The sequence below is a fragment of the Persicobacter psychrovividus genome, assembly GCF_036492425.1.
Lineage (GTDB): Bacteria > Bacteroidota > Bacteroidia > Cytophagales > Cyclobacteriaceae > Persicobacter > Persicobacter psychrovividus.
In genome coordinates this window covers 771,490-791,704 of sequence record NZ_AP025292.1, presented here as the reverse complement: position 1 = coordinate 791,704, position 20,215 = coordinate 771,490, and the positions used below count along the sequence as shown (strand labels likewise).

Annotated in this window: 13 protein-coding genes; 7 read left to right on the top strand and 6 right to left on the bottom strand. The window is 46.7% G+C overall.

Features of this window, described 5'->3' with window-relative positions:
• Positions 1-80: 80 nt before the first annotated feature.
• The 4 genes from AABK40_RS03475 (at position 81) to AABK40_RS03460 (ending at position 5,943) form a co-directional block, all read left to right on the top strand.
• Positions 81-2,777: an FtsK/SpoIIIE family DNA translocase gene (locus AABK40_RS03475; RefSeq protein ID WP_338397658.1), complete on the top strand. Its 2,697-nt coding sequence runs from the start codon at positions 81-83 to the stop codon at positions 2,775-2,777.
• A gap of 123 nt (positions 2,778-2,900) precedes the next feature.
• Positions 2,901-3,542 carry an outer membrane lipoprotein periplasmic chaperone LolA1 gene (gene lolA1 / locus AABK40_RS03470; protein WP_338397657.1) on the top strand — a complete coding sequence of 214 codons (642 nt, stop codon included), beginning with the start codon at positions 2,901-2,903 and terminating at the stop codon, positions 3,540-3,542.
• A gap of 167 nt (positions 3,543-3,709) precedes the next feature.
• Positions 3,710-4,525 carry an orotidine-5'-phosphate decarboxylase gene (gene pyrF, locus AABK40_RS03465; RefSeq protein ID WP_332921083.1) on the top strand — a complete coding sequence of 272 codons (816 nt, stop codon included), beginning with the start codon at positions 3,710-3,712 and terminating at the stop codon, positions 4,523-4,525.
• 119 nt (positions 4,526-4,644) lie between these two features.
• Complete coding sequence (locus AABK40_RS03460; RefSeq protein WP_332921084.1) at positions 4,645-5,943, top strand: DUF2851 family protein; 1,299 nt, start codon at positions 4,645-4,647, stop codon at positions 5,941-5,943.
• 79 nt (positions 5,944-6,022) lie between these two features.
• Here the strand turns inward: AABK40_RS03460 and AABK40_RS03455 are convergent, their stop codons facing one another.
• The 3 genes from AABK40_RS03455 to AABK40_RS03445 form a co-directional block, all read right to left on the bottom strand.
• Complete coding sequence (locus AABK40_RS03455) at positions 6,023-7,252, bottom strand: efflux RND transporter periplasmic adaptor subunit (protein ID WP_338397656.1); 1,230 nt, start codon at positions 7,250-7,252, stop codon at positions 6,023-6,025.
• Between the two features lie 18 nt (positions 7,253-7,270).
• Complete coding sequence (locus tag AABK40_RS03450) at positions 7,271-11,596, bottom strand: CusA/CzcA family heavy metal efflux RND transporter (RefSeq protein ID WP_338397655.1); 4,326 nt, start codon at positions 11,594-11,596, stop codon at positions 7,271-7,273.
• Between the two features lie 108 nt (positions 11,597-11,704).
• A complete protein-coding gene (locus AABK40_RS03445) occupies positions 11,705-12,037 on the bottom strand; it encodes a DUF6660 family protein (protein WP_338397654.1) in 333 nt (110 codons plus the stop codon).
• A gap of 394 nt (positions 12,038-12,431) precedes the next feature.
• Here AABK40_RS03445 and AABK40_RS03440 point away from each other — a divergent pair, with 394 nt between their 5' ends.
• The 3 genes from AABK40_RS03440 (at position 12,432) to AABK40_RS03430 (ending at position 16,467) form a co-directional block, all read left to right on the top strand.
• A complete protein-coding gene (locus AABK40_RS03440; RefSeq protein WP_332921088.1) occupies positions 12,432-14,660 on the top strand; it encodes a RelA/SpoT family protein in 2,229 nt (742 codons plus the stop codon).
• Between the two features lie 173 nt (positions 14,661-14,833).
• Positions 14,834-15,178, top strand: coding sequence for an STAS domain-containing protein (locus tag AABK40_RS03435; RefSeq protein WP_332921089.1), 345 nt, complete (start codon positions 14,834-14,836; stop codon positions 15,176-15,178).
• A gap of 2 nt (positions 15,179-15,180) precedes the next feature.
• Positions 15,181-16,467, top strand: a complete 1,287-nt coding sequence (locus tag AABK40_RS03430) for an adenylosuccinate synthase (protein WP_332921090.1) — start codon at positions 15,181-15,183, stop codon at positions 16,465-16,467.
• An 83-nt stretch (positions 16,468-16,550) separates the two neighbouring features.
• Here AABK40_RS03430 and AABK40_RS03425 read toward each other — a convergent pair whose 3' ends face one another.
• The 3 genes from AABK40_RS03425 to AABK40_RS03415 form a co-directional block, all read right to left on the bottom strand.
• On the bottom strand, positions 16,551-17,753 hold the full coding sequence (locus AABK40_RS03425; RefSeq protein ID WP_338397653.1) for a DUF3078 domain-containing protein: 1,203 nt from the start codon (positions 17,751-17,753) through the stop codon (positions 16,551-16,553).
• Positions 17,754-17,827: 74 nt separating this feature from the next.
• Complete coding sequence (locus AABK40_RS03420; protein WP_332921092.1) at positions 17,828-18,232, bottom strand: response regulator; 405 nt, start codon at positions 18,230-18,232, stop codon at positions 17,828-17,830.
• Between the two features lie 147 nt (positions 18,233-18,379).
• Positions 18,380-20,188 carry a LysM peptidoglycan-binding domain-containing protein gene (locus tag AABK40_RS03415; protein ID WP_338397652.1) on the bottom strand — a complete coding sequence of 603 codons (1,809 nt, stop codon included), beginning with the start codon at positions 20,186-20,188 and terminating at the stop codon, positions 18,380-18,382.
• Positions 20,189-20,215: the final 27 nt, after the last annotated feature.

The window sequence follows — 20,215 nt, the reverse complement described above, 5'->3', positions numbered from 1 at the left end:
TTGCAGGATGACCGTTTAAAGCGCCCCAGCTTATTCAAACGAAAATACTTCTGTACATCTTCGGAAGATCTATTCCCATTATGGCTGAGAACACATTCATTACCAATAATACACCAAAGGAGAGTGCCAATAGCGCGCCCGCTCCAAAAGTCAGTGCTCAAAAACAGAAAGCAACCCCCGAGAGCAAAAAGAAGAAAACAAAACTGAAACGCCCTACCTTTCATAAGGATAAGCGCTTCCAGTTATCGTCAGGAATTTTCCTGATGCTCGGCGCGGCATTTGCCACCCTGGCCATGATCTCTTTTATTTTCACCGGCCACGCCGACCAGAGTATTATGGAATCCTTTTTGGCCACCGGCGTTCGGGCGGCAGGTGTTGAAGCCGCCAACTGGCTCGGCATCACAGGCGCATGGGTATCTTATATTTTCATGTACCGCCTTACGGGCGTAGCCTCTTTCACCATTCCGGTACTGATCTTTCTTTGGGGCGCAAAAATAACTTTCGACAAAGTAACAATTGACCTGCGCAGAATCCGAAATTTCATCATCTTCTTCAACCTGTGGCTGGCGACATTTATGTCCCTGTGCCTGCTCATGTCAGAGAGCCGCACTTATCACGGCTACTGGTCGTTTTTAGGCGGAGGCATTGGCCATGAAATCGCCCTGCTCTTCGATGAACTTTTTGGATGGGGAGCGTTCATCATTCTGCTCATTATTGTCGGAACATTCATCATTTACTTTTTCGATATCAAGGAATCATTGCGCTTACCGCAATTTTCTGCCCCTGACTTCCTGAAAAGAAAACATTCGGAAGATACAGATGCCACAGATCAGGAGGAAGAACTGACTGAAGAAGCACCAATACCGCCCGTTAGCGCACAGGAGGAACTTCAGCCAAAGAACAACAAACCCGCTGCCCCTGCGCCAAAAAAAGTGGCCTTGACGATCGAAAAGACACCGCCCGAACCTCAGCAGGAAACGGAGGAAGAACCTTTGCCTTTTGAAGTGCCAGAAGTGGTTCTCAAACCCCAGAGCATGAGAAATAAGGTTTTGGTTCCTGAAGAGGAAGCACTGACACCAAATGAGGACAGTGCCACTCCGGAGTCAGAAAATGACGCTTCCGAAGCCCAAGAAATTCCCCTGCCACTCCCGAAAAAAAAGCAGGAAATTACTGCGGAAGAAGAGGAAAACCTTGAACTCAGCGTGGAAGTTGCTGAAGTGGATGATAAGGCAGAAGAGGACGAAGATGAGGCAACAAACGTACTCAATTCGGAACCTTATGATCCCCACCTCGATTTGGGCTCCTACGAGTTCCCTTCGGCAGAACTGCTAACGGCCTACCCTCCCAACGATCAGGAAATTTCCGAAGAAGAATTGCAGGAAAATTCCGATAAAATTGTGGAAACCCTGCAAAATTTCCGCATTAATATTGACAGCATTAAGGCGACGATCGGGCCGACCGTTACCCTGTATGAGATTGTTCCGGCACGGGGGGTGAAAATTTCAAAAATCAAAAACCTTGAGGACGACATCGCCCTCTCATTATCGGCATTGGGTATCCGTATTATCGCCCCAATTCCGGGTAAGGGAACGGTGGGTATTGAAGTACCAAACACCGTGAAAGAAATGGTGTCGATGCGTTCGGTACTCGATACCGACAAATTTCAGAAAAGCAACAAAATCCTTCCTGTGGTTATTGGAAAGACCATTTCCAACGAAGTTTTTGTCTTTGATCTGGCCAAAATGCCCCACCTGCTGATTGCCGGGGCCACGGGGCAGGGTAAATCCGTAGGGCTGAATGCCGTGCTTACTTCCCTGCTTTACAAAAAGCACCCTTCGGAACTGAAATTCATCTTGGTCGATCCTAAAAAAGTGGAGCTGACCCTTTACAATAAAATTGAAAAACACTTTCTGGCCAAGCTTCCCGATGAGGATGAAGCCATTATCACAGATACCAAAAAGGTGGTCAATACACTGAATTCCCTTTGTATTGAAATGGATAGCCGATACGACCTGCTCAAAAATGCCGGTTGCCGAAACATCAAAGAATACAATGCCAAATTTGTATCGCGCAAGCTGAATCCGCTTGACGGTCACCGCTTCCTGCCTTACATTGTGTTGGTGATTGACGAGCTAGCCGATTTGATGATGACCGCCGGCAAGGAAGTCGAAACGCCTATCGCCCGCCTGGCACAACTTGCCCGAGCAATTGGGATTCACCTGGTGGTAGCAACCCAGCGCCCATCGGTCAATGTGATTACCGGGATTATCAAAGCCAACTTCCCTGCACGACTCTCTTTCAAAGTAACCTCAAAGATTGACTCCCGCACCATTCTTGATGCGGGTGGCGCAGAACAGCTTATTGGCCGTGGAGATATGCTACTCTCGCAGGGCAGCGACCTGATTCGTCTGCAGTGTGCTTTTGTGGACACTCCTGAAGTGGACCGTGTTTGTGATTTTATCAGTGAACAAAGAAGTTACTCAACGGCTTACCTGCTTCCTGAGTATGTCGGTGAAGAAGGGGAAAACGGTGCTGCCGGTGTGGACCTTTCCGAGCGTGATGTCCTTTTTGAAGAAGCGGCCTACACGGTTATCCGTCATCAGTCGGGCTCCACTTCACTGATTCAGCGAAAACTGAAACTGGGCTACAACCGCGCAGGCAGAATCATCGATCAGCTTGAAGCCGCAGGCATCGTTGGGCCGGCTCAGGGCTCCAAAGCTCGCGAGCTGTTGGTCAATGATGAATATGCCCTCGAACAGTTATTAGACAATATGTAGTCTGATATTTGCGCAATTCAACCGAATAATTGAAATTTAAATTATAATTCTCAACCTTAATGAGTAATCTTGTTATTGATTATAGTTAAGAACTTGAACACTATATTGAAACTAATATTTAACATGAAAAATATCTTTGCATTTTTACTCTGTTTCATGATGGCCTCTTTTGCTTATGCGCAAAAAGACCCTAAAGCTTTAAAGGTACTCGATGCGATGAGTAATAAATACCAAAAGATGGACGCCTTCAGTGCCTCGTTTACACAAACGCTGGAAAACAAAATGGAGGATATCAAAGACTCCTTCAATGGGAACATCCTTGTGGCGGGTACCAAATACCGATTGGAGGCCTCAGGTCAGGTGATTTACAACAACGGAAAAACCATCTGGACCTGGCTCAAAGAAGACGAAGAGGTGAACATCTCCAATAATGATGCAGAGGATGGCAGCTTCGACATTGCCGGCATTTATGACATGTACAAAAAAGGCTATAAATACCTGTACCTTGAAAAAGCTGCCGTAGATGGAAAACCGGTAGATGTGGTCGATTTGGTTCCTGAAAACCACGATCAGTCGATCTTCAAAATCAGAATGAAAATCAATCAGAAAACCCACCAGCTCATGGCCTGGGAAATCTTCGACCGTTCGGGGATCAACTATTTCTACACCATCAATAATTTCACGGAAAACCCCAAGGTAACGGAGGCCGATTTTAAATTCGATACTTCCGCACACCCAGATGTGGAGGTAGTCGATTTACGATAAAATCCCCCCGACTGCAAAGCATTTTACAGCCTACTTATTTTATTGAAAGAAAATAATAAAGCAATAGCAATCTATTGATTTTGTGTTAAATTTGCGCCTCGGTTCACTTGGCTCTTCTTTTGACCGGCAAAATATCAGTATTTTACTTTGACATTCAGAATACACCGATGAATAGAGCGACACTTTTTGAGCAAATTCAACAAAAGAAGTCTTTCCTTTGTGTAGGTTTAGACACCGACATTAAAAAAATACCTGCCCACCTTTTGGACAGTGAAGATCCTATCTTCGAATTCAATAAAGCGATTATTGACGCTACGAAAGATTTTACCGTAGCCTACAAACCCAATATCGCTTTTTATGAATCTTTGGGAGCTGAAGGATGGAGAAGCCTTGAAAAAACACTGAATTACATCCCAGAAAATATCTTCACCATTGCAGATGCCAAGCGTGGGGATATTGGTAACACCTCAGGTTTGTATGCACGTGCTTTCTTCGAAAACATGGCATTCGATTCCATTACCGTGGCCCCATATATGGGTGAGGATTCCGTGAAGCCATTTCTGCAATATGACAACAAATGGGTGATCCTTTTAGGGCTGACCTCCAATCAGGGAAGCTTTGATTTTCAGCACTGCGATTTGGGCAAAAACGAGGCCCTGTGGCAGCGTGTACTGAAAAAAGGTAAGGAATGGGGTACTGAAGATCAGATGATGTATGTGGTAGGTGCTACCCGTGCAGACATGATGAAAAAAGTGCGTGAAGTTGTTCCCAACCACTTTTTGCTTGTTCCTGGTGTTGGTGCACAGGGTGGCAGCTTGGAGAAAGTTGCTGAAAATGGCATGAATGACCACTGCGGATTATTGGTAAATTCTTCCCGTGGCATCATTTACGCTTCAAATGGCACAGATTTCGCTGAGAAAGCAGGAGAGGCCGCTAAAGCTTTGCAAGAAGAGATGGCCATTTATCTGGAAAGATACCTTTAATTATAAAGGCTAAAAATATTCTAAAGGAGATTGAACCTCAGGGTTCTTTCTCCTTTTTTTGTGTAATATATGTACCAAAATTCCTGAAGCCCTTTTTACTGAAAACAGTTTTAAAGGCTATGCAAGAAGCTTTTTTACATTATATCTGGCAAAGTCAGCAGTTCAGCCATCTGCAACTGACTACCGACGACGGGGCGCCATTGCAAGTGTTTACCCCTGGTTTTATCAATACCGAAGCGGGCCCCGACTTTGAACAGGCAAGGGTTAAAATCCAGCAATTGGAGTGGCTTGGAAAAGTTGAAATCCATCTCAAATCTTCTGACTGGTATGAGCATGGGCATCAGCACGACAAAGCCTATGACAACGTGATCCTGCATGTGGTCTGGGAGAACAACCGCCCCGTTCACCGTACCGACGGCACCACCATCCCAACCCTCAGCCTGAAAAATCGGACCTCCAAAGGAGCGATGGAAAAATACCGTTACTTTCTACAGACCGATCAGGAACACCCCTGCAAACCTTTTCTGATGCAAGTTCCCGATTATTTTAAATGGGGCATGATAGAACTCGCCGCAGAAGAAAGACTCCTCCGAAAGCGGGACCTGATCCTTCAGTACCACCATAAGGCAGGCGCCAACTGGCAACAAACCGCCTTTTGGGTGATGGCCAGTGCGCTGGGTTCAAAGCTCAACAAAGAAGCCATGACTTTGCTCGTCGAGCGGCTTTCATGGCAGAAGCTTGCAAAAACCGCCAATCAACCCCTCACCACCGAAGCGATCCTCTTTGGAACCGCAGGCCTTTTACAGTCGCCTCCACGCGATAATTATGAGGCGGCACTGCTGGAAGAGTTTCTTTTCTATCAGAAAAAACTTGACCTTCACCCCCTCCCTGCCACGGCCTGGCGCTTTGCCCGAACGCGGCCATTTAACTTCCCGACCATTCGGCTGGCACAGCTGGCCACCTGGCTCGCTCATCATCCGATTCCGCTGAACAGCCTGACCACCTCACCGTTTAAAAATCCAGCCCCTGAGGCTTGGAGTTTACAAGGATCAGACTATTGGCAGAAGCACCACCAGTTTGGAAAACCTTCCGCAAAAAACTTCTCGAAAGTTGGCAAAAAGATGCTTGAAAGTATCAGCATCAACGCCATTGCCCCCTTTATGCTGGCTTATGCGCAAAACACAGGAAAAGAACCCTTGAAATACGAAGCTATTGAATTGCTTGAGCAACTTTCCGCAGAAGACAACCGCATCCTGAACAGGTGGAAAACACACGGAATAAAGGCAAAAAATGCACGGGAATCCCAGGGTTTGATTCACCTTGAGCAGCAATATTGCCAGCTTCACCGATGCCTCCACTGCAAAATTGGACGATGGGCGATCGGTAAAGGTGCTTTAACAGTAAAAATGACGCCCTAAAAAAAGTGGCTGGTGATCGGTGGGCCAAAAATCCACCATCACCAGCCTCCCTTTAAAAAGACCTGACTTGACCACCCACTTAATGGGCGTGCTCCGCTTCCTCCTTGTTCATTTCAGCAAGCAAATAATAAGCAGCATTTTGCACCACCTGTGCCGCCGAATCCATTTCAGCCATAGGTTTCACCGCCACAAGCCCCAAAGATTTGGCCCCCAACGCCACTTCCTGCCGCTGATACCGCGCACCCTCATCATCGGGTGTTGCCGTAAAAATGAAATACTTGCCAGCCTCCTCCACCACAGCAGCTTCAGGCACTGCCCATTCCTCTTGTGTTCCTGTCTGAATATTTCCCTTAATGAAAAGGCCTGGCAACAGGTGGGCATGGTCTTTCAGTGGTTCGGCATGCACATGCACCGCTTTGCGTTCCTCCTCGAAATTCTTCCCAACGGAAATCACCCTGGCGTCAAAAATCATCTCTGGGTGCTGACTCAGCGCAAACTGAACCGTCTGCCCCTCTTTCACCTTAAAAACATCCCGCTCGTAAACCATCAGGTCGGCATGTACATGCGAGGGATCCACCAGCTCTATCATGGCCATTTGAGGATTTACATATTGCCCCGTGGCAATATTAACCACCGTAACCGCCCCATCAATAGGTGCGCGTACCGCTGCCAACGGCACGATGTCGCCATTTTCCACTTTTTTTGCTGAAATATTCAGCATGTCCAGCTTCATTTTCAGTCCATTAACCCGCCCCTTCAGGGTAAAATAATTCGCTTTGATCTCCTGAAACTGCTTCCCCGAGGCTACCTTCTGCTCATAAAGTTCCTGTTGCCGCTTATAATCCTGCGCCACAAACTGCAACCGCTGATAGGCCTCCTGATAATCGAGCTGCACCTGAATAATCTCGGGATGCTCGAGGTAGGCGAGTACTGCCCCTTTCTTGACAGTCTGCCCCTCCACCACCAAAATTTTCTGGGCATTTGCCCCGATGGGTGCTGAAATATAGGCCTTGCCCTGAGGCGGGACTTCCAGCCGTCCATTGGCCACCACCACCTGCGAAAGCACCTGCTTTTGCATTGGCGCCGTACGGATCTCCAGCGCATTAACCTGCGTGTTGGTCAGCATCACCTGCCCTTCCGCTAATTGCTCATGATCAGCATGGTCATCATGGTCATCATGGTCAGTATGACCGTCATGGGACTCGTGACTGTTTGTTGCCACGGCCTCATGCTGCCCCTCGCCAGGCTGGCAACCACTAAAGGCCAGCAGCAATCCTAAAATTAACAAAGATTGATATATCGTTTTCATTGGTCGTTTCTTAAAAAATTATAATTGAGTCAGCAGGTATTCAAGGTCGATCTGCGCCACCAGCAAAGCCCCAAGCGCATCGTAATACGCCTGATAAACCTGCATGGCACCATCCATACTCTGAATGTAGGAGATATAATCCACCGCTCCCTTTTCATAGGAAAACCTGGCCGTCTCGATCTGCTCTTCGGCAAGGGGGAGCAACACGCTGCGGTAATTATCTACTGACCGCTGCCATTTGGCAAAGATCATGCTTTGCTGTTTCAGCTGCGTTTTCAACTGCACAGCCTGCTCCAACTGTTGGACGTGGATCCCCTCCCGTGCCATTTTCGCCGCCTTGATTTTTCCTTTTTGCGCATTGAATACCAAGGGCAGGGAAATCCCCGCCTGCCAGGTATAAAAACCACTTTGTCCCTCAATCCGCTGCCAGCCATATTGCACATTCAGCTTGGGCAGGAATTTCGCCTGCTCTACATTCACTGCCTGATCCGCAAGGGCGGTTTGTTGCTGATAATACAATAGCAACGGATGCGCCCCCACATCGGCAGCATTCACCGAAAGGGGCTGCAGATACTGCTCGGGCGTGGCCTTGACCACAAACATTGTGTCGGTCATCAGCCATTGTTGCAAGCCCGCAAGCTGCGTGTAATAATCCTGATGCACTTGTGCCTGCTGTGTTTTCAGCAACTGCATTTTATTGCGCGCAGCCAGGTAGTCCAGCTTACCCGTGGCTTCAGACTCATACATTAATTTGGCACGCTGCTCAAAATCCTGATTAAACGCCATAAAGCGATTCATCCACTCCATACGTGCATAAGCGACCGACGACAACACCCAGTCCTTGCTCACCCGCTTTTTAAGGTTTTGCCATTGAAGTTGCTGAAAAGCTTCCGCGGTTTTGCCTGCCTGCTCAAAATATTTGGCTTTGGAGTGCATACCGAAAACATCGATATTTTGCTGACTGAACATCACCGGAGTGTAAACCCCACGCCCGTCAGTCCCAATCTCTTCCCCACCACTACTGATTTGGGTACTGCCAAAATTATAGGCCGACTGCCTGAGCGCCTTCTGCTGAGCCACACCATAGGCCGCCTGTTTGAGGCTTGGATAGTTATTTCTTGCGCGCTCCAGTGCTTGCTCAAGACTGATATCCTGCTCATTTTGCATTGTTTGAGTGGCTTGCGCCCGAAGACTGAAAGGCAATACCAGCATCAGGAAGGTAGCCATGACGGCCTTGATATGGGATCCCTGCATTTTTTTAGATTGATGAATAAACTGATATAAAATGGGCAGGATCACCAGGGTCAGCAAACAAGCCGTAAATAAGCCCCCGATAACGACGGTCGCCAGAGGGCGCTGTACTTCTGCGCCAGCACCATTTGAAATGGCCATGGGCAAAAAACCGAGTATATCCGTGGAGGCCGTCAATAAGATAGGCCGCAACCGTCGGGTGGTGCCTTTGATCAGGCGCTCCCGAAGCGGCAAATGTGCCAGTTCTTCATAGCCCTGAATCAGTACCAAACCATTGAGTACCGCGACGCCAAACAAAACAATAAAACCCACGCCTGCTGAAATACTAAAAGGCATGCCGCGCAACCAGAGGCTGACAATCCCCCCGACCACTGCCATCGGAATGGCCATATAGATCATCAGGGTTTCTTTGATTTTGCCCAGTGCGAAATACACCAGTACGAAAATCAACAGGAGGACCATAGGCACCAAAAGCTGCAGTTTGCGCTTGGCACGCTCGAAATTCTCAAAAGCACCTCCATAGCGCACAAAATAGCCTGGCGGCATTTGCAGCTGCTCATCAAGGCGCTGCTGTATTTCCCCAACAAGAGAGGCTACATCGCGCCCACGGACATTAATGCCCACATAGGTTCTTCGGTTGGTATCGTCACGGCTGATCTGCATCGGGCCTGGTTCGTAACTAATCGTCGCCAGCTCCGACAGGGGAATACTCACCCCATTTTCAAGGCGGATATAAAGCTGCTGAAGGTCGGTAATGTCCTGTCGGTGGGATTTCGCCAGCCTAACCACCAGTTCAAACCGCCGCTCCCCCTCAAAGATGGTTCCCGCCACACCACCAGCAAAAGCAGCATGAATGGCCTCGTTGACCTCCTCCACAGAAGCGCCGTATTTGGCCAAATGGGCACGGTTTAATTTCACCTGCATTTGCGGCTGCCCATCGGTAGCCTCCACCTTCAGGTCCCCCACGCCATCAATTCCTTGAATCAGCGCGCCTGCATCCTTGGCTATTTTGGCAAGAACTTTCAGGTCATCACCATAAATTTTCACGGCAATATCTTCACGCACCCCTGTCAGTAACTCATTGAAGCGCATTTCTATCGGTTGTGTGAATTCAAAATTAATGCCTGGCACCTGTGTCAGTAGTGCTTCCACCTCATGCACCAGCTGCTGCTTACTCATGCCCTCACGCCACTGGTCCTTCGGTTTAAGATTCACAATTACATCGGCAACATCCATTGGCATGGGGTCAGTCGGCACATCAGCCACACCAATACGGCTGACCACATGTTTGACCTCGGGAAAGTGTTCCATAATCAGCCGTTCCACGCAGCTGGTGCCATCAATGGTTTCTGAAAGTGCGGAACCAGGCTTCAGAATCACATGAAAGGCAAAATCACCCTCATCAAGTTTGGGGATAAACTCCCCTCCCATTCGGCTGAAAATACCAAAGGACACCACCAGGAAAACCACGGCAATACCGATGGCTTTCTTGCCGTTGTTCAGTGCGTAAGTCAATACCGGTTCGAATTTCCGCTCCAGAAAAGCCACCGCCCTTGCGCCAAAATTTGGTGTAGACCGTCCCTTGACTTTCAGAAAGTAAGCCGAAACCATCGGTACGTAAGTCAGGCAAAGGATCATGGCGCCCAATATGGCAAAGCTGAACGTCAGGGCCATCGGTTTGAACATCTTCCCTTCCACGCCTTCAAGCGCCAGCAGAGGAATAAATACAATCAGGATGATCAGCTGCCCGAAAAAGGCGGCGTTCATCATCTTCCCTGAAGCATTACGCACCACTTCGTCGCGTGATTCCTCCTGCCTGCTCCCCAACCGCTGATGCAGCATAAAAACAGCACTTTCCACGATAATCACAGCCCCATCGACAATAATGCCGAAATCTATCGCACCAAGGCTCATCAGGTTGGCCCACACCCCAAAGGTGCGCATCATCATAAATGCAAAAAGCAATGACAACGGAATCGTGGAGGCGACAATAAGTCCCCCACGCCAGTTCCCGAGGAGTAATACCAAAATAAAAACGACGATCAGCCCTCCCTCCAGCAGGTTTTGGATTACTGTGGAGGTGGTTTGCGCTACGAGTTCCGAACGGTCATGAAAGGGGACAATCCGCACTCCCTCGGGCAACGACTTCTGAATTTGCGCCATACGCTCCTTAATGGCCCCAATCACCTGATTGGAGTTTCCGCCCTTGAGCATCATCACCATGCCACCAACCGTTTCCCCCTGCCCATCGGCCGTCAGGGCACCATAGCGAATCGCATGGCCAATAGCTACCTTCCCCACATCCTTGATCAGTATGGGTAAACCCGTGTTATTGGTCACCACCACCTGTTCAATATCCGCCACCGAGCGCAACAGCCCTTCCCCACGGATAAAATTAGCCTTGTGGTTTCTTTCAATATAAGCCCCACCTGTATTGGCGTTATTTTTTTCCAAAGCCTGATAAACATCAGCAATGGTCAGGTTCATCCCGTTGAGCTGGTCAGGGTTCAACTGCACCTCGTACTGCTTGACCGCCCCGCCAAAGCCATTCACCTCCACCACACCCGGCACCATCGCCATTTGCCTGCGGATAATCCAGTCCTGCATTTCCCGAAGGTCCGTCAGGTTATAGCGGTCTGAAAACTGGTCGTCCACCTTCAGTATATATTGGTAAACTTCACCAAGGCCCGTGGTGATCGGTCCCATCTCGGGCGTACCGAACCCCTGAGGAATCTGTTCCTGGACTTTCCCCAGTTGTTCGTTCACCAGCTGCCGCGGCAAAAAAGTCCCCATATCCTCATCGAACACCACCGTAACCACCGAAAGCCCAAAACGGGAAACGGAACGGATTTCCTCCACACCAGGCAGGTTGGCCATGTTCACCTCCACGGCATAAGAGATAAACTGTTCAATATCTTCAGCACCCAAATCGGGCGCGACAGTAATGATCTGCACCTGATTGTTGGTAATATCAGGCACAGCATCAAGGGGCAGACCACGCAAAGCATAAAGCCCACCGATTACCCACGCGACCATCAGAAGGCAAACCACCCCCTTGTGTCGAATAGACAGGTCAATTATTTTTTGTATCATTTGATTTTTTATTCACTGATTGTCAGGCATGCAACTTGCGCTTAAAAAAAATAGCGGCACAGCAAGCCTGTTCAGCTTTAAAAGCTGATTAAAAAAATTTAGTAATTTTTAAATCAGTGCTGTCCGAGGCGGACGAAAGAGGTCGATGGTGAGTTGCTGCACCGACAGCTGTTTGATGACTGGGTTCTTGAAGTGTGTGGCCGTTACCACATAAAACAATGCGGGCAACGTTACCCGATGCTGATCTACCGTTTGCTGGCAACAGCTGCAAAGGCAGAATGGTGAGCAGGCCTCCCCAAAATCCTCCTCATGAGCATGCGCCGAAAGCTCCGCACAATAATGGCCCGCATCCTGCTCATCAACATGTGGTGGCTCATCGGAACAAGGCACAAAGCTGATAGCGGTAATGTAAAGGCTCAATATGATGGTGAGTATTCTCAAGGGCGATGCTGCGGTTTTGCTGTAAAAATACTCGATTATTATAAGCCCTGCAACAAAAACGTCCGCAGGAAGATTAAATTTTAAAGGAACGGAAACCAGGGAAATATCCCAAGGGGAAATCCCCCGCACTATTCGACTGAGCGACCCTCCAAATCCCTTCCTCAATTTATAAGAACTGACCATGAAAGTGTTACCAAATTCTGGGCAAGATTCATCAGAATATTCGGTGCTTTTGCTTGCATTTTTAGCTGAATTTTGAAAATATTCAGCTTAAATTGACCTTATTGTAAATGACATTATTCCCATTGCCCACCGATGGTGAATTATACCAAAGATAATTGACATTATTCTTCATGGACTTTTGAATGAGCCTGAAGAATTTTTATATTAAGATATGACCACAGTTGAATTGGAAGAGGAGCGTAAGGAAATTATTTCACGCTACCGCAAAATGCTTAGGCATGCCAAACCCGTGCTTAAGGATGGAGATGCTAAAATCATAAAAAAAGCTTTCTACACCGCCATGGAGGCGCATCAGGACATGCGCAGAAAGTCTGGTGAGCCTTATATTTTTCACCCGATTGAGGTCGCCATGATCTGTATCGATGAAATTGGCCTTGGCACCACCTCGATTGTCGCTGCGCTGCTTCATGATGTGGTAGAAGATACCGACATTGAACTGACAGACATTGAGCGTGACTTTGGTCCTAAGGTCGCACAGATTATTGACGGACTGACCAAGATTTCTGGGGTGTTTGAATATGGCACCTCGGCGCAGGCGGAGAATTTCCGAAAAATGCTGCTGACCCTCTCGCAGGATGTCAGGGTGATTTTGATTAAACTCGCTGACCGACTGCACAACATGCGTACCCTCGGGAGCATGCCTCGACACAAGCAGCTGAAAATCGCTTCAGAAACCATCTACCTGTACGCTCCTTTGGCACACCGCCTGGGATTGTATGCCATAAAATCAGAGCTGGAGGACCTTTACCTGAAATACTCTGATCAGGAAACTTACCGTGAAATTGCCAACAAGCTCAACCAGACCAAGGTGGCGCGTAATAATTTCATCAAATCGTTTATCAGGCCAATCCGCACCAAGATTGGAACGATGAACTACCCTTTTGAAATCAAAGGCAGGCCCAAGTCCATCTATTCCATCTGGCGGAAGATGAAAAAGCAGAATGTGCCTTTTGAGCAGGTTTATGACCTCTTTGCCATCCGTATCATTATCGATACCCCTATGGAAGAAGAGAAAAGCACCTGCTGGCAGATTTACTCCCTTGTAACGGACTCCTACAAGCCCAACCCCGACAGGTTGCGCGACTGGATTTCTACCCCAAAGGGAAATGGCTATGAATCGTTGCACACCACCGTAATGAGCCGTCCTGGCCAATGGGTGGAGGTACAAATTCGTACCCGCCGCATGGATGAGATTGCCGAGAAAGGTTATGCCGCCCACTGGAAATACAAGGAAAATTCCAACAAACAAAATGGTGCTGGAGGACTGGAAAACTGGATTGCCAAGGTGCGGGAAATGCTCGAGCAGAACGATTCGAGTGCCATGGAGTTTGTGGACGATTTCAAGTCGAACCTATTCAATGAGGAGGTGTTCATTTTCACACCAAAAGGCGACCTGAAAATTTTGCCTCATAATGCCACCGCCCTGGATTTTGCTTTCGAGATCCACTCAGAGGTGGGCGCCAAATGTATTGGTGCCAAAGTCAATCAGAAGCTCGTTCCACTTTCTTACAAGGTAAAAACTGGTGACCAGGTAGAAATCCTGACTTCCACCAAGCAAAAGCCCAATGAAGGCTGGCTAAAAAATGTGGTTACTTCAAAAGCGCGATCACGGATTAAGGAAGCCCTCGCTGAAGACCGCAAGCGGAATATTGAAATGGGCCGAGAAATTGTGGAGCGGAAAGTGAAGCAGATGAAAATGGATTATAATGAAGTCACCATGCAGCGACTTCGTGCCTTTTTCAACCAGAAATCTATTCCCGACCTGATGGATAAAATCGGCAAAGGAGAGATTGACGCCAAAGAGATCAAAAAATTCCAGGAAGCCCGCGAACAGGTTTCAAGCAAAAAGAAAACAACCACGCAGGTTACCGACGCCAGCACCTTCAAAAAAGAGGCCGTTACCAACAAGAACCGCGAACGCGATGAGGACATCCTCTATATTGGGGAGGACATGGATATTTTTGAATACAAAACAGCCAAGTGCTGCAATCCTATTCCTGGCGATGACATTTTCGGTTTTATCACTGTAAACGAAGGGATTAAGATTCACCGTACCTCTTGCCCGAATGCCGTCGAGCTGATGTCCAACCACGGGCACCGCGTAATTAAAGCCCGATGGGCCTCACAAAAGGATGAATCTTTCCTTACAGGACTTAGAATTGAAGGCACTGACCGCGTAGGGCTGATTAACGATATATCGAAAATTATCTCTGAAGATTTGAAAGTCAACATGAGGTCGGTTTCTATTGAATCCGACAAGGGCATTTTCCGAGGCGATATTCAGCTGTTTGTTCAAGACACCAAGCACTTGGATCAGCTGATTAAAAATCTCAGCAATGTAAATGGTGTTATTCAAGTGACCAGAACAGATTTAAAATAAGGATGTAACATACGATGTGTACTTGGTGATATTCCTCTAAAACAAGCAAATACTGAGAATATATTTTCCTAAGTACGTAAAGCTGACTATATTTGCAGGAGGGCAAGTATTGCCCTCATTTTTTTGTCCAATTAATAACCCGCTTCCTGTAAGAAGCAAAACCCTGACCGTTTATGAAGTTTAATTCTAAAGTAAAAGATGGTATTTTGACAATTCAGGTTGATGGAGATCTGATTGGTCAAGAGGCAGGTTTAGACCTGATTGAGCACATCAATGACCACATTTCAAGCGGAATTACTAATTCAGCGATGGATATTTCGAATTTACGCTACATGAACAGTAGCGGTATTGGCGTGTTAATTACCTCGCTGACGAAGTTTCGTAATGCTGGTGGTGAGCTTGTTTTAATCAAGCCATCTGAGAGTGTAAAAAAATTGTTAATTATCACTAAACTGAATTCGATTTTTACGATTGTAGATACCGAAGAAGAAGCGATAATGGAACTGAAAAATAAATAAAAATGAAGGTAGATATCCTTTTAGGGTTACAATGGGGAGATGAAGGAAAAGGTAAAATCGTAGATTACCTTGCTCCTAAGTATGATACAGTTGCGCGTTTTCAGGGTGGTCCAAACGCTGGCCACACCTTGGAGTTCGACGGCATCAAACATGTCCTTCACCAAATTCCTTCGGGAATTTTCCGTGAAAACATCTTGAACATCGTTGGGAATGGAGTTGTTCTTGATATTGTAATCTTTAAAGATGAGATCAAAAAAATGGCTTCTTTCAATTTTGATGTGAAAGAACGCTTGGTGCTTTCCAAGAAAGCGCAATTGATCTTACCAACCCACCGCCTGTTGGATGCTGCTTACGAGCAATCTAAGGGTGATAAAAAAATCGGTTCTACATTGAAAGGAATCGGTCCTACTTACCAGGATAAAGTCGCGCGTGTTGGTTTGCGTGCGGGTGATCTTTTGGCCCCTAACTTCAAAGAGCGTTACGACAACCTTGTTGCACAACATTGCCGCATTTTGGATTCTTACAACTTTGAGTACGATCTGGAGCAGGTGAACAAGACTTTCTTTGAAGCAGTGGAGTACATCAAAGGCTTTAAAATGGTGGATGGTGCTTACTTCATCAATGATCGCTTAAACAAAGGTCAGTCGGTATTGGCAGAAGGAGCGCAGGGTTCTCTTTTGGATATCGATTTTGGAAGCTACCCATACGTTACCAGTTCAAACACCACTTCAGCAGGTGCTTGTTCAGGAATGGGCGTTGCTCCAGGTAAAATCGGCCGTGTTTATGGTATCTTCAAAGCATACTGTACACGCGTAGGTTCAGGTCCATTCCCAACTGAGCTATTTGATGAGACTGGAAAAGAGCTTCAGACAGTAGGAAACGAGTTTGGTGCAACTACAGGGCGTGAGCGTCGTTGTGGATGGATTGACTTGCCTGCTCTGAAATATGCGGCGATGATTAACGGGGTTACTGAGATGTTCATGATGAAGGCCGACGTATTGGACGGCTTCGAGGAGATCAAGGTTTGTACTGCCTATAAATTAGAGGATGGTACCCTAACGGAAGAGATGCCATTTGACATCGATAACGAAACCGTTGAGCCAATCTACGAAACACTGAAAGGATGGAACACTTCCCTTCAGGGCTTTGATTCTTACGAGGCACTTCCTCAGGAATTGAAAGACTACGTGAAGTACATTGAGGATTTCACTGGCGTAAAAATCAACATCGTTTCTGTTGGTCCTGACCGTACGGAAACATTCATCAGAGAAGAAATCATCATCAAATAATTGATGTCGATATAAAATACAAAAGCTGCCAATTTTTACGTTGGCAGCTTTTTTTTGCGCGTATTCAAACGCCATATTTTTAGCTATTTCGAGTAATCGAGGACAAACACCAAACTGATCTCATTTCGCATTTGCAGGGCTGGCCCTTTGGAGCCATCATCACGGGTGATGTCAATATCATGGTCATAGACGATCTGCGAATGAATGGAAGTGGAAATATACCGATTCACCTGAAAGCGCAAGTTGTTGGTCCAGTTGGTTACCACCCTTGTGAAAGTCTGAAAAGGCGAGAAAAGTTCAAGGTTGGAAGTATAGTAGATATTTGGGAAAATCTCCGTTTCCTTAAAATCGACGGACAGACCCGAACCAAGCTGGCTCCGCATCCGCTTGCCTGCTTCCACACCAAAAGCGCCTTCGTCTGACAATTCCTGATCGAGCAGGAAGGTTACCTTACCCTTAATTGGCGACACCAGAACGTTCAAATTCTTAATACGGTTATAGGAGAAACCCAGCGAGAGCTGCAAGTTACCTGGCGCCATGAAGTTGGAAATATACTTTCTGTCAGAGTTGAAACCTGGCTGAAACTGGGTACGAAAATCCTCGAGGGCGGAAAGCTGCCAGGATTTTGTTACCTGCCTCGACTGCCGAGAGACAAACCATATCTGGTCACTGTTTTTATCAAGCTTCTCCCCATTCCGAATAACACCGTAGCGTAACTCCATCCTATTTTCAAGCTCCATATTGTCGCGCTTTTTATTGGCAAAAACACGAAACTCTGTAGAGGCGTTCAAGGAGCTTTCCCCCCCAGGGTTCCAGTTGGAGAGTGACACCTGCGCAATGTGAACACGCAGCCCACCACCGTAAGTCCAATATTGTGGTTTGTTGTCTTCTTCAACCTGCGCGGTAGAAGGGACGACCATAAACTTGGGGTTCAATCGCAGCTCCATGGTATCCAGGGAAGCCTGATAGACCGAAATGGAATCGTTATAATGATTCACATCGACCAATAATACTTTAGGAGGGAAGAAGAATTTCAGGGTATCGACATTGGAAATTTTCAAAGAGTCCCGCATACGTGTCGGTGCGATCACGACATACTCAGGCTCCTGAAGGTAATACAGGGAATCATACTTTAACTGCTCCGATATTTGCTTGAGCGAATCCATGCGGGCTTTATACTTGTGCCCAAAGTTCAGAATCTCGATTTGCTCTGCATCAGTATCATTACTCTGTGCAATCGTACAAAGGGGGAGAAGGAAAAGTAAAAAAAGGAGGATCAATCTCATTTGAAAAATATTGAATTTTGATTGAAACGCAAAAATCAAAAAAAGCTTGGCATTCACCAAGCTTTTCATCAAAATCACAAAAATTCTTTTACCTTTTCAAGGGACTGACTCGTCAGGGGTTTTGTTATGAAGGTAATTACTTTATCATTACTCATGATCTGGTCAATATCCCGTTCATTGTCCGAGCTTGAGAGAATCACAATTTTACATTTTTCTTTCACCACATCGGGGTACTTTTCAAACTCATATAAAAATACAAAGCCGTCGACGATGGGCATGTTGATATCCAAAAAAATGATGTTCGGCAACAAGTCTGGCGTGTTGGCCTCTTCATGTAACCGATCAAGGGCGGCTTTCCCAGAGTTTTCTACTTCTATATTTTCTGCAAAGCCTGCTATTTCAATAATTCGTTTACTGATAAAATTATCGGTGTCGTTATCGTCCACCAATAAGACGCGTTCTACTTTTTGATCAGGCATACTATCTTCCTGTTATTTATATAATTTAAGTGAGCCAATAGTTTGGTTCAGCTCAAAGTCTTACCACTGTACACTGTTTTGTTAAAGATAAGCAATTAGCGGAAGTAAGCACAATTTTTACTCCAAAAACTACAATAGATAAACCTGCTAATCGTGTAGTAAAAATAGCACGATACGCTCTCCAATCTCAAGTTCCGCAGTAGGCTTGTTATTCCATTTCAGTATATCCTGAACACTTACATTGTTCATTCTCGCAATTTTATAGAGGGTTTCTCCTTTTTCAACAATGTGCACTTTCTGCTGTGGCTGGGCCGATTTTTCAGGGGCAGCTTTGGGGGCAACCTCCTGCTTGGTTTTAGTAACTTTCAGTCGCTGCCCAATCGATAATACAGCGCCTGAGCTCAGCTGATTAAGCGCCAACAATTCAGGGACAGGAATATCAAACTCACGGGAGATGGCATAGAAAGTATCCCCTTTCTGCACGGTATAATAATCTGTGGTTACGGACCGATCAATAACTGGTGCAGGAGCAGGTTCCACTGGGGTTGCCTTTTGCTTTTTCTTTACAGCGACTTCTTTTTTGGTTTCCCGATAAGTCGTTTTCTTTTGCTTTGGTTTAGGCGCTGCCTGTTGCTTCTTCTCGGTTACCACAGGCTGATTTTTTTCTACCTGATGATAAATGATGGCCTCTCTGGATTTTCTTTTCTTCCGAAGGTGAATCACACGCCCTGCTTTCAGCTGATCGAAATCACGCATTCTGTTCAACTTCAGCAACGATTTCAATCGGATACCATAATGCTGCGCAATATCCCACATCGTTTCGCCATACTGAGCGGTATGAAACTCCACGCCTTTGTCTGCTCGGCGGTGCTTGCGCTTAAAGTAGAATATTTCTCCTTTATTGATGGTTCTGTGGGCAGGAATATCATTGTAAGTAATGAACTTGATTTCTGATATTTTCCCCAGCGTAGCCAGCGCCGTGATATCATCTCCTGATTGCGCTACCACCCCACGAATGCCATTAATCCGTTTAATCCTCGAGGCAATCCCCCGCCATCTCGGATAGCTTTTAATTTGTGGTGGCGTATTCTCTCCATTCTCATGGGTTTTCTTGGCCATATAATCCATCTGACGTGAAGGACCTTCAACGGGGTAAACAAACTCATAAACCCCTTGGGTTGGTACGCGGCCACGCTTCAGCCACAAGTTATAAGACTGCAACGTTTCTTCATCCACACCAAGGTTGTGCGCCACCTGTTTCATGGTTTTGCCTTGCCCCTGCTTGTAGCGTTGCAAATAATATTTCTGAGGAGGCATGGCTTCTAAAAATGGCTCAAAAGCCAGCTTGTGTGCCAGGGTTTTCTTAACATACCAATGTAACTTAGGCGTCACCTTCATTACTGTCGCTCCTTTGTCCCGCTTATGGATATACCGCTGAGCGCCTCCCAAACCTGCATAGTAAGAGAGCAGTGCATTCACCCAGTTGTCCAGGTAGCGGTTATTTTTTTTCAGGTAATTCGCCGCCCCACGGGTAGAGGCGATGATGCTCATGCGCTCATCAATATTGTGATCGATGCGCAAACCTACCTCCACGCCTGTTGCTTTTTTAAATTGCCAAAAGCCCACCGCGTTGGAAGAAGACACCACATGCCCGAGCAGGGAACTTTCCTGAATGGGTAGATATTTAAAATCATCTGGCAAGCCCTGCTCCTTCATTACCTGCTCAATAATGGGCATATAAGTATATACCCGATTAAGCTTTTGGTCGAAATAAATTCCACCAGTGTGCAGCTTTTCCACCTCCTGCTTCAGTTCAGCACGCAATGCAGGGCTAAGTTCAAGCTTGATACCCGCAAAATACATGACCGACGGAATATGCACCTCTTTTGCCTGAGCCAAAGCTCCCAGCATACAGAATAACAGAACAAAAATGAAAAATGGGTATTTCCTTGCCATAAACTCAAAATTCAACTTAGGGTATGA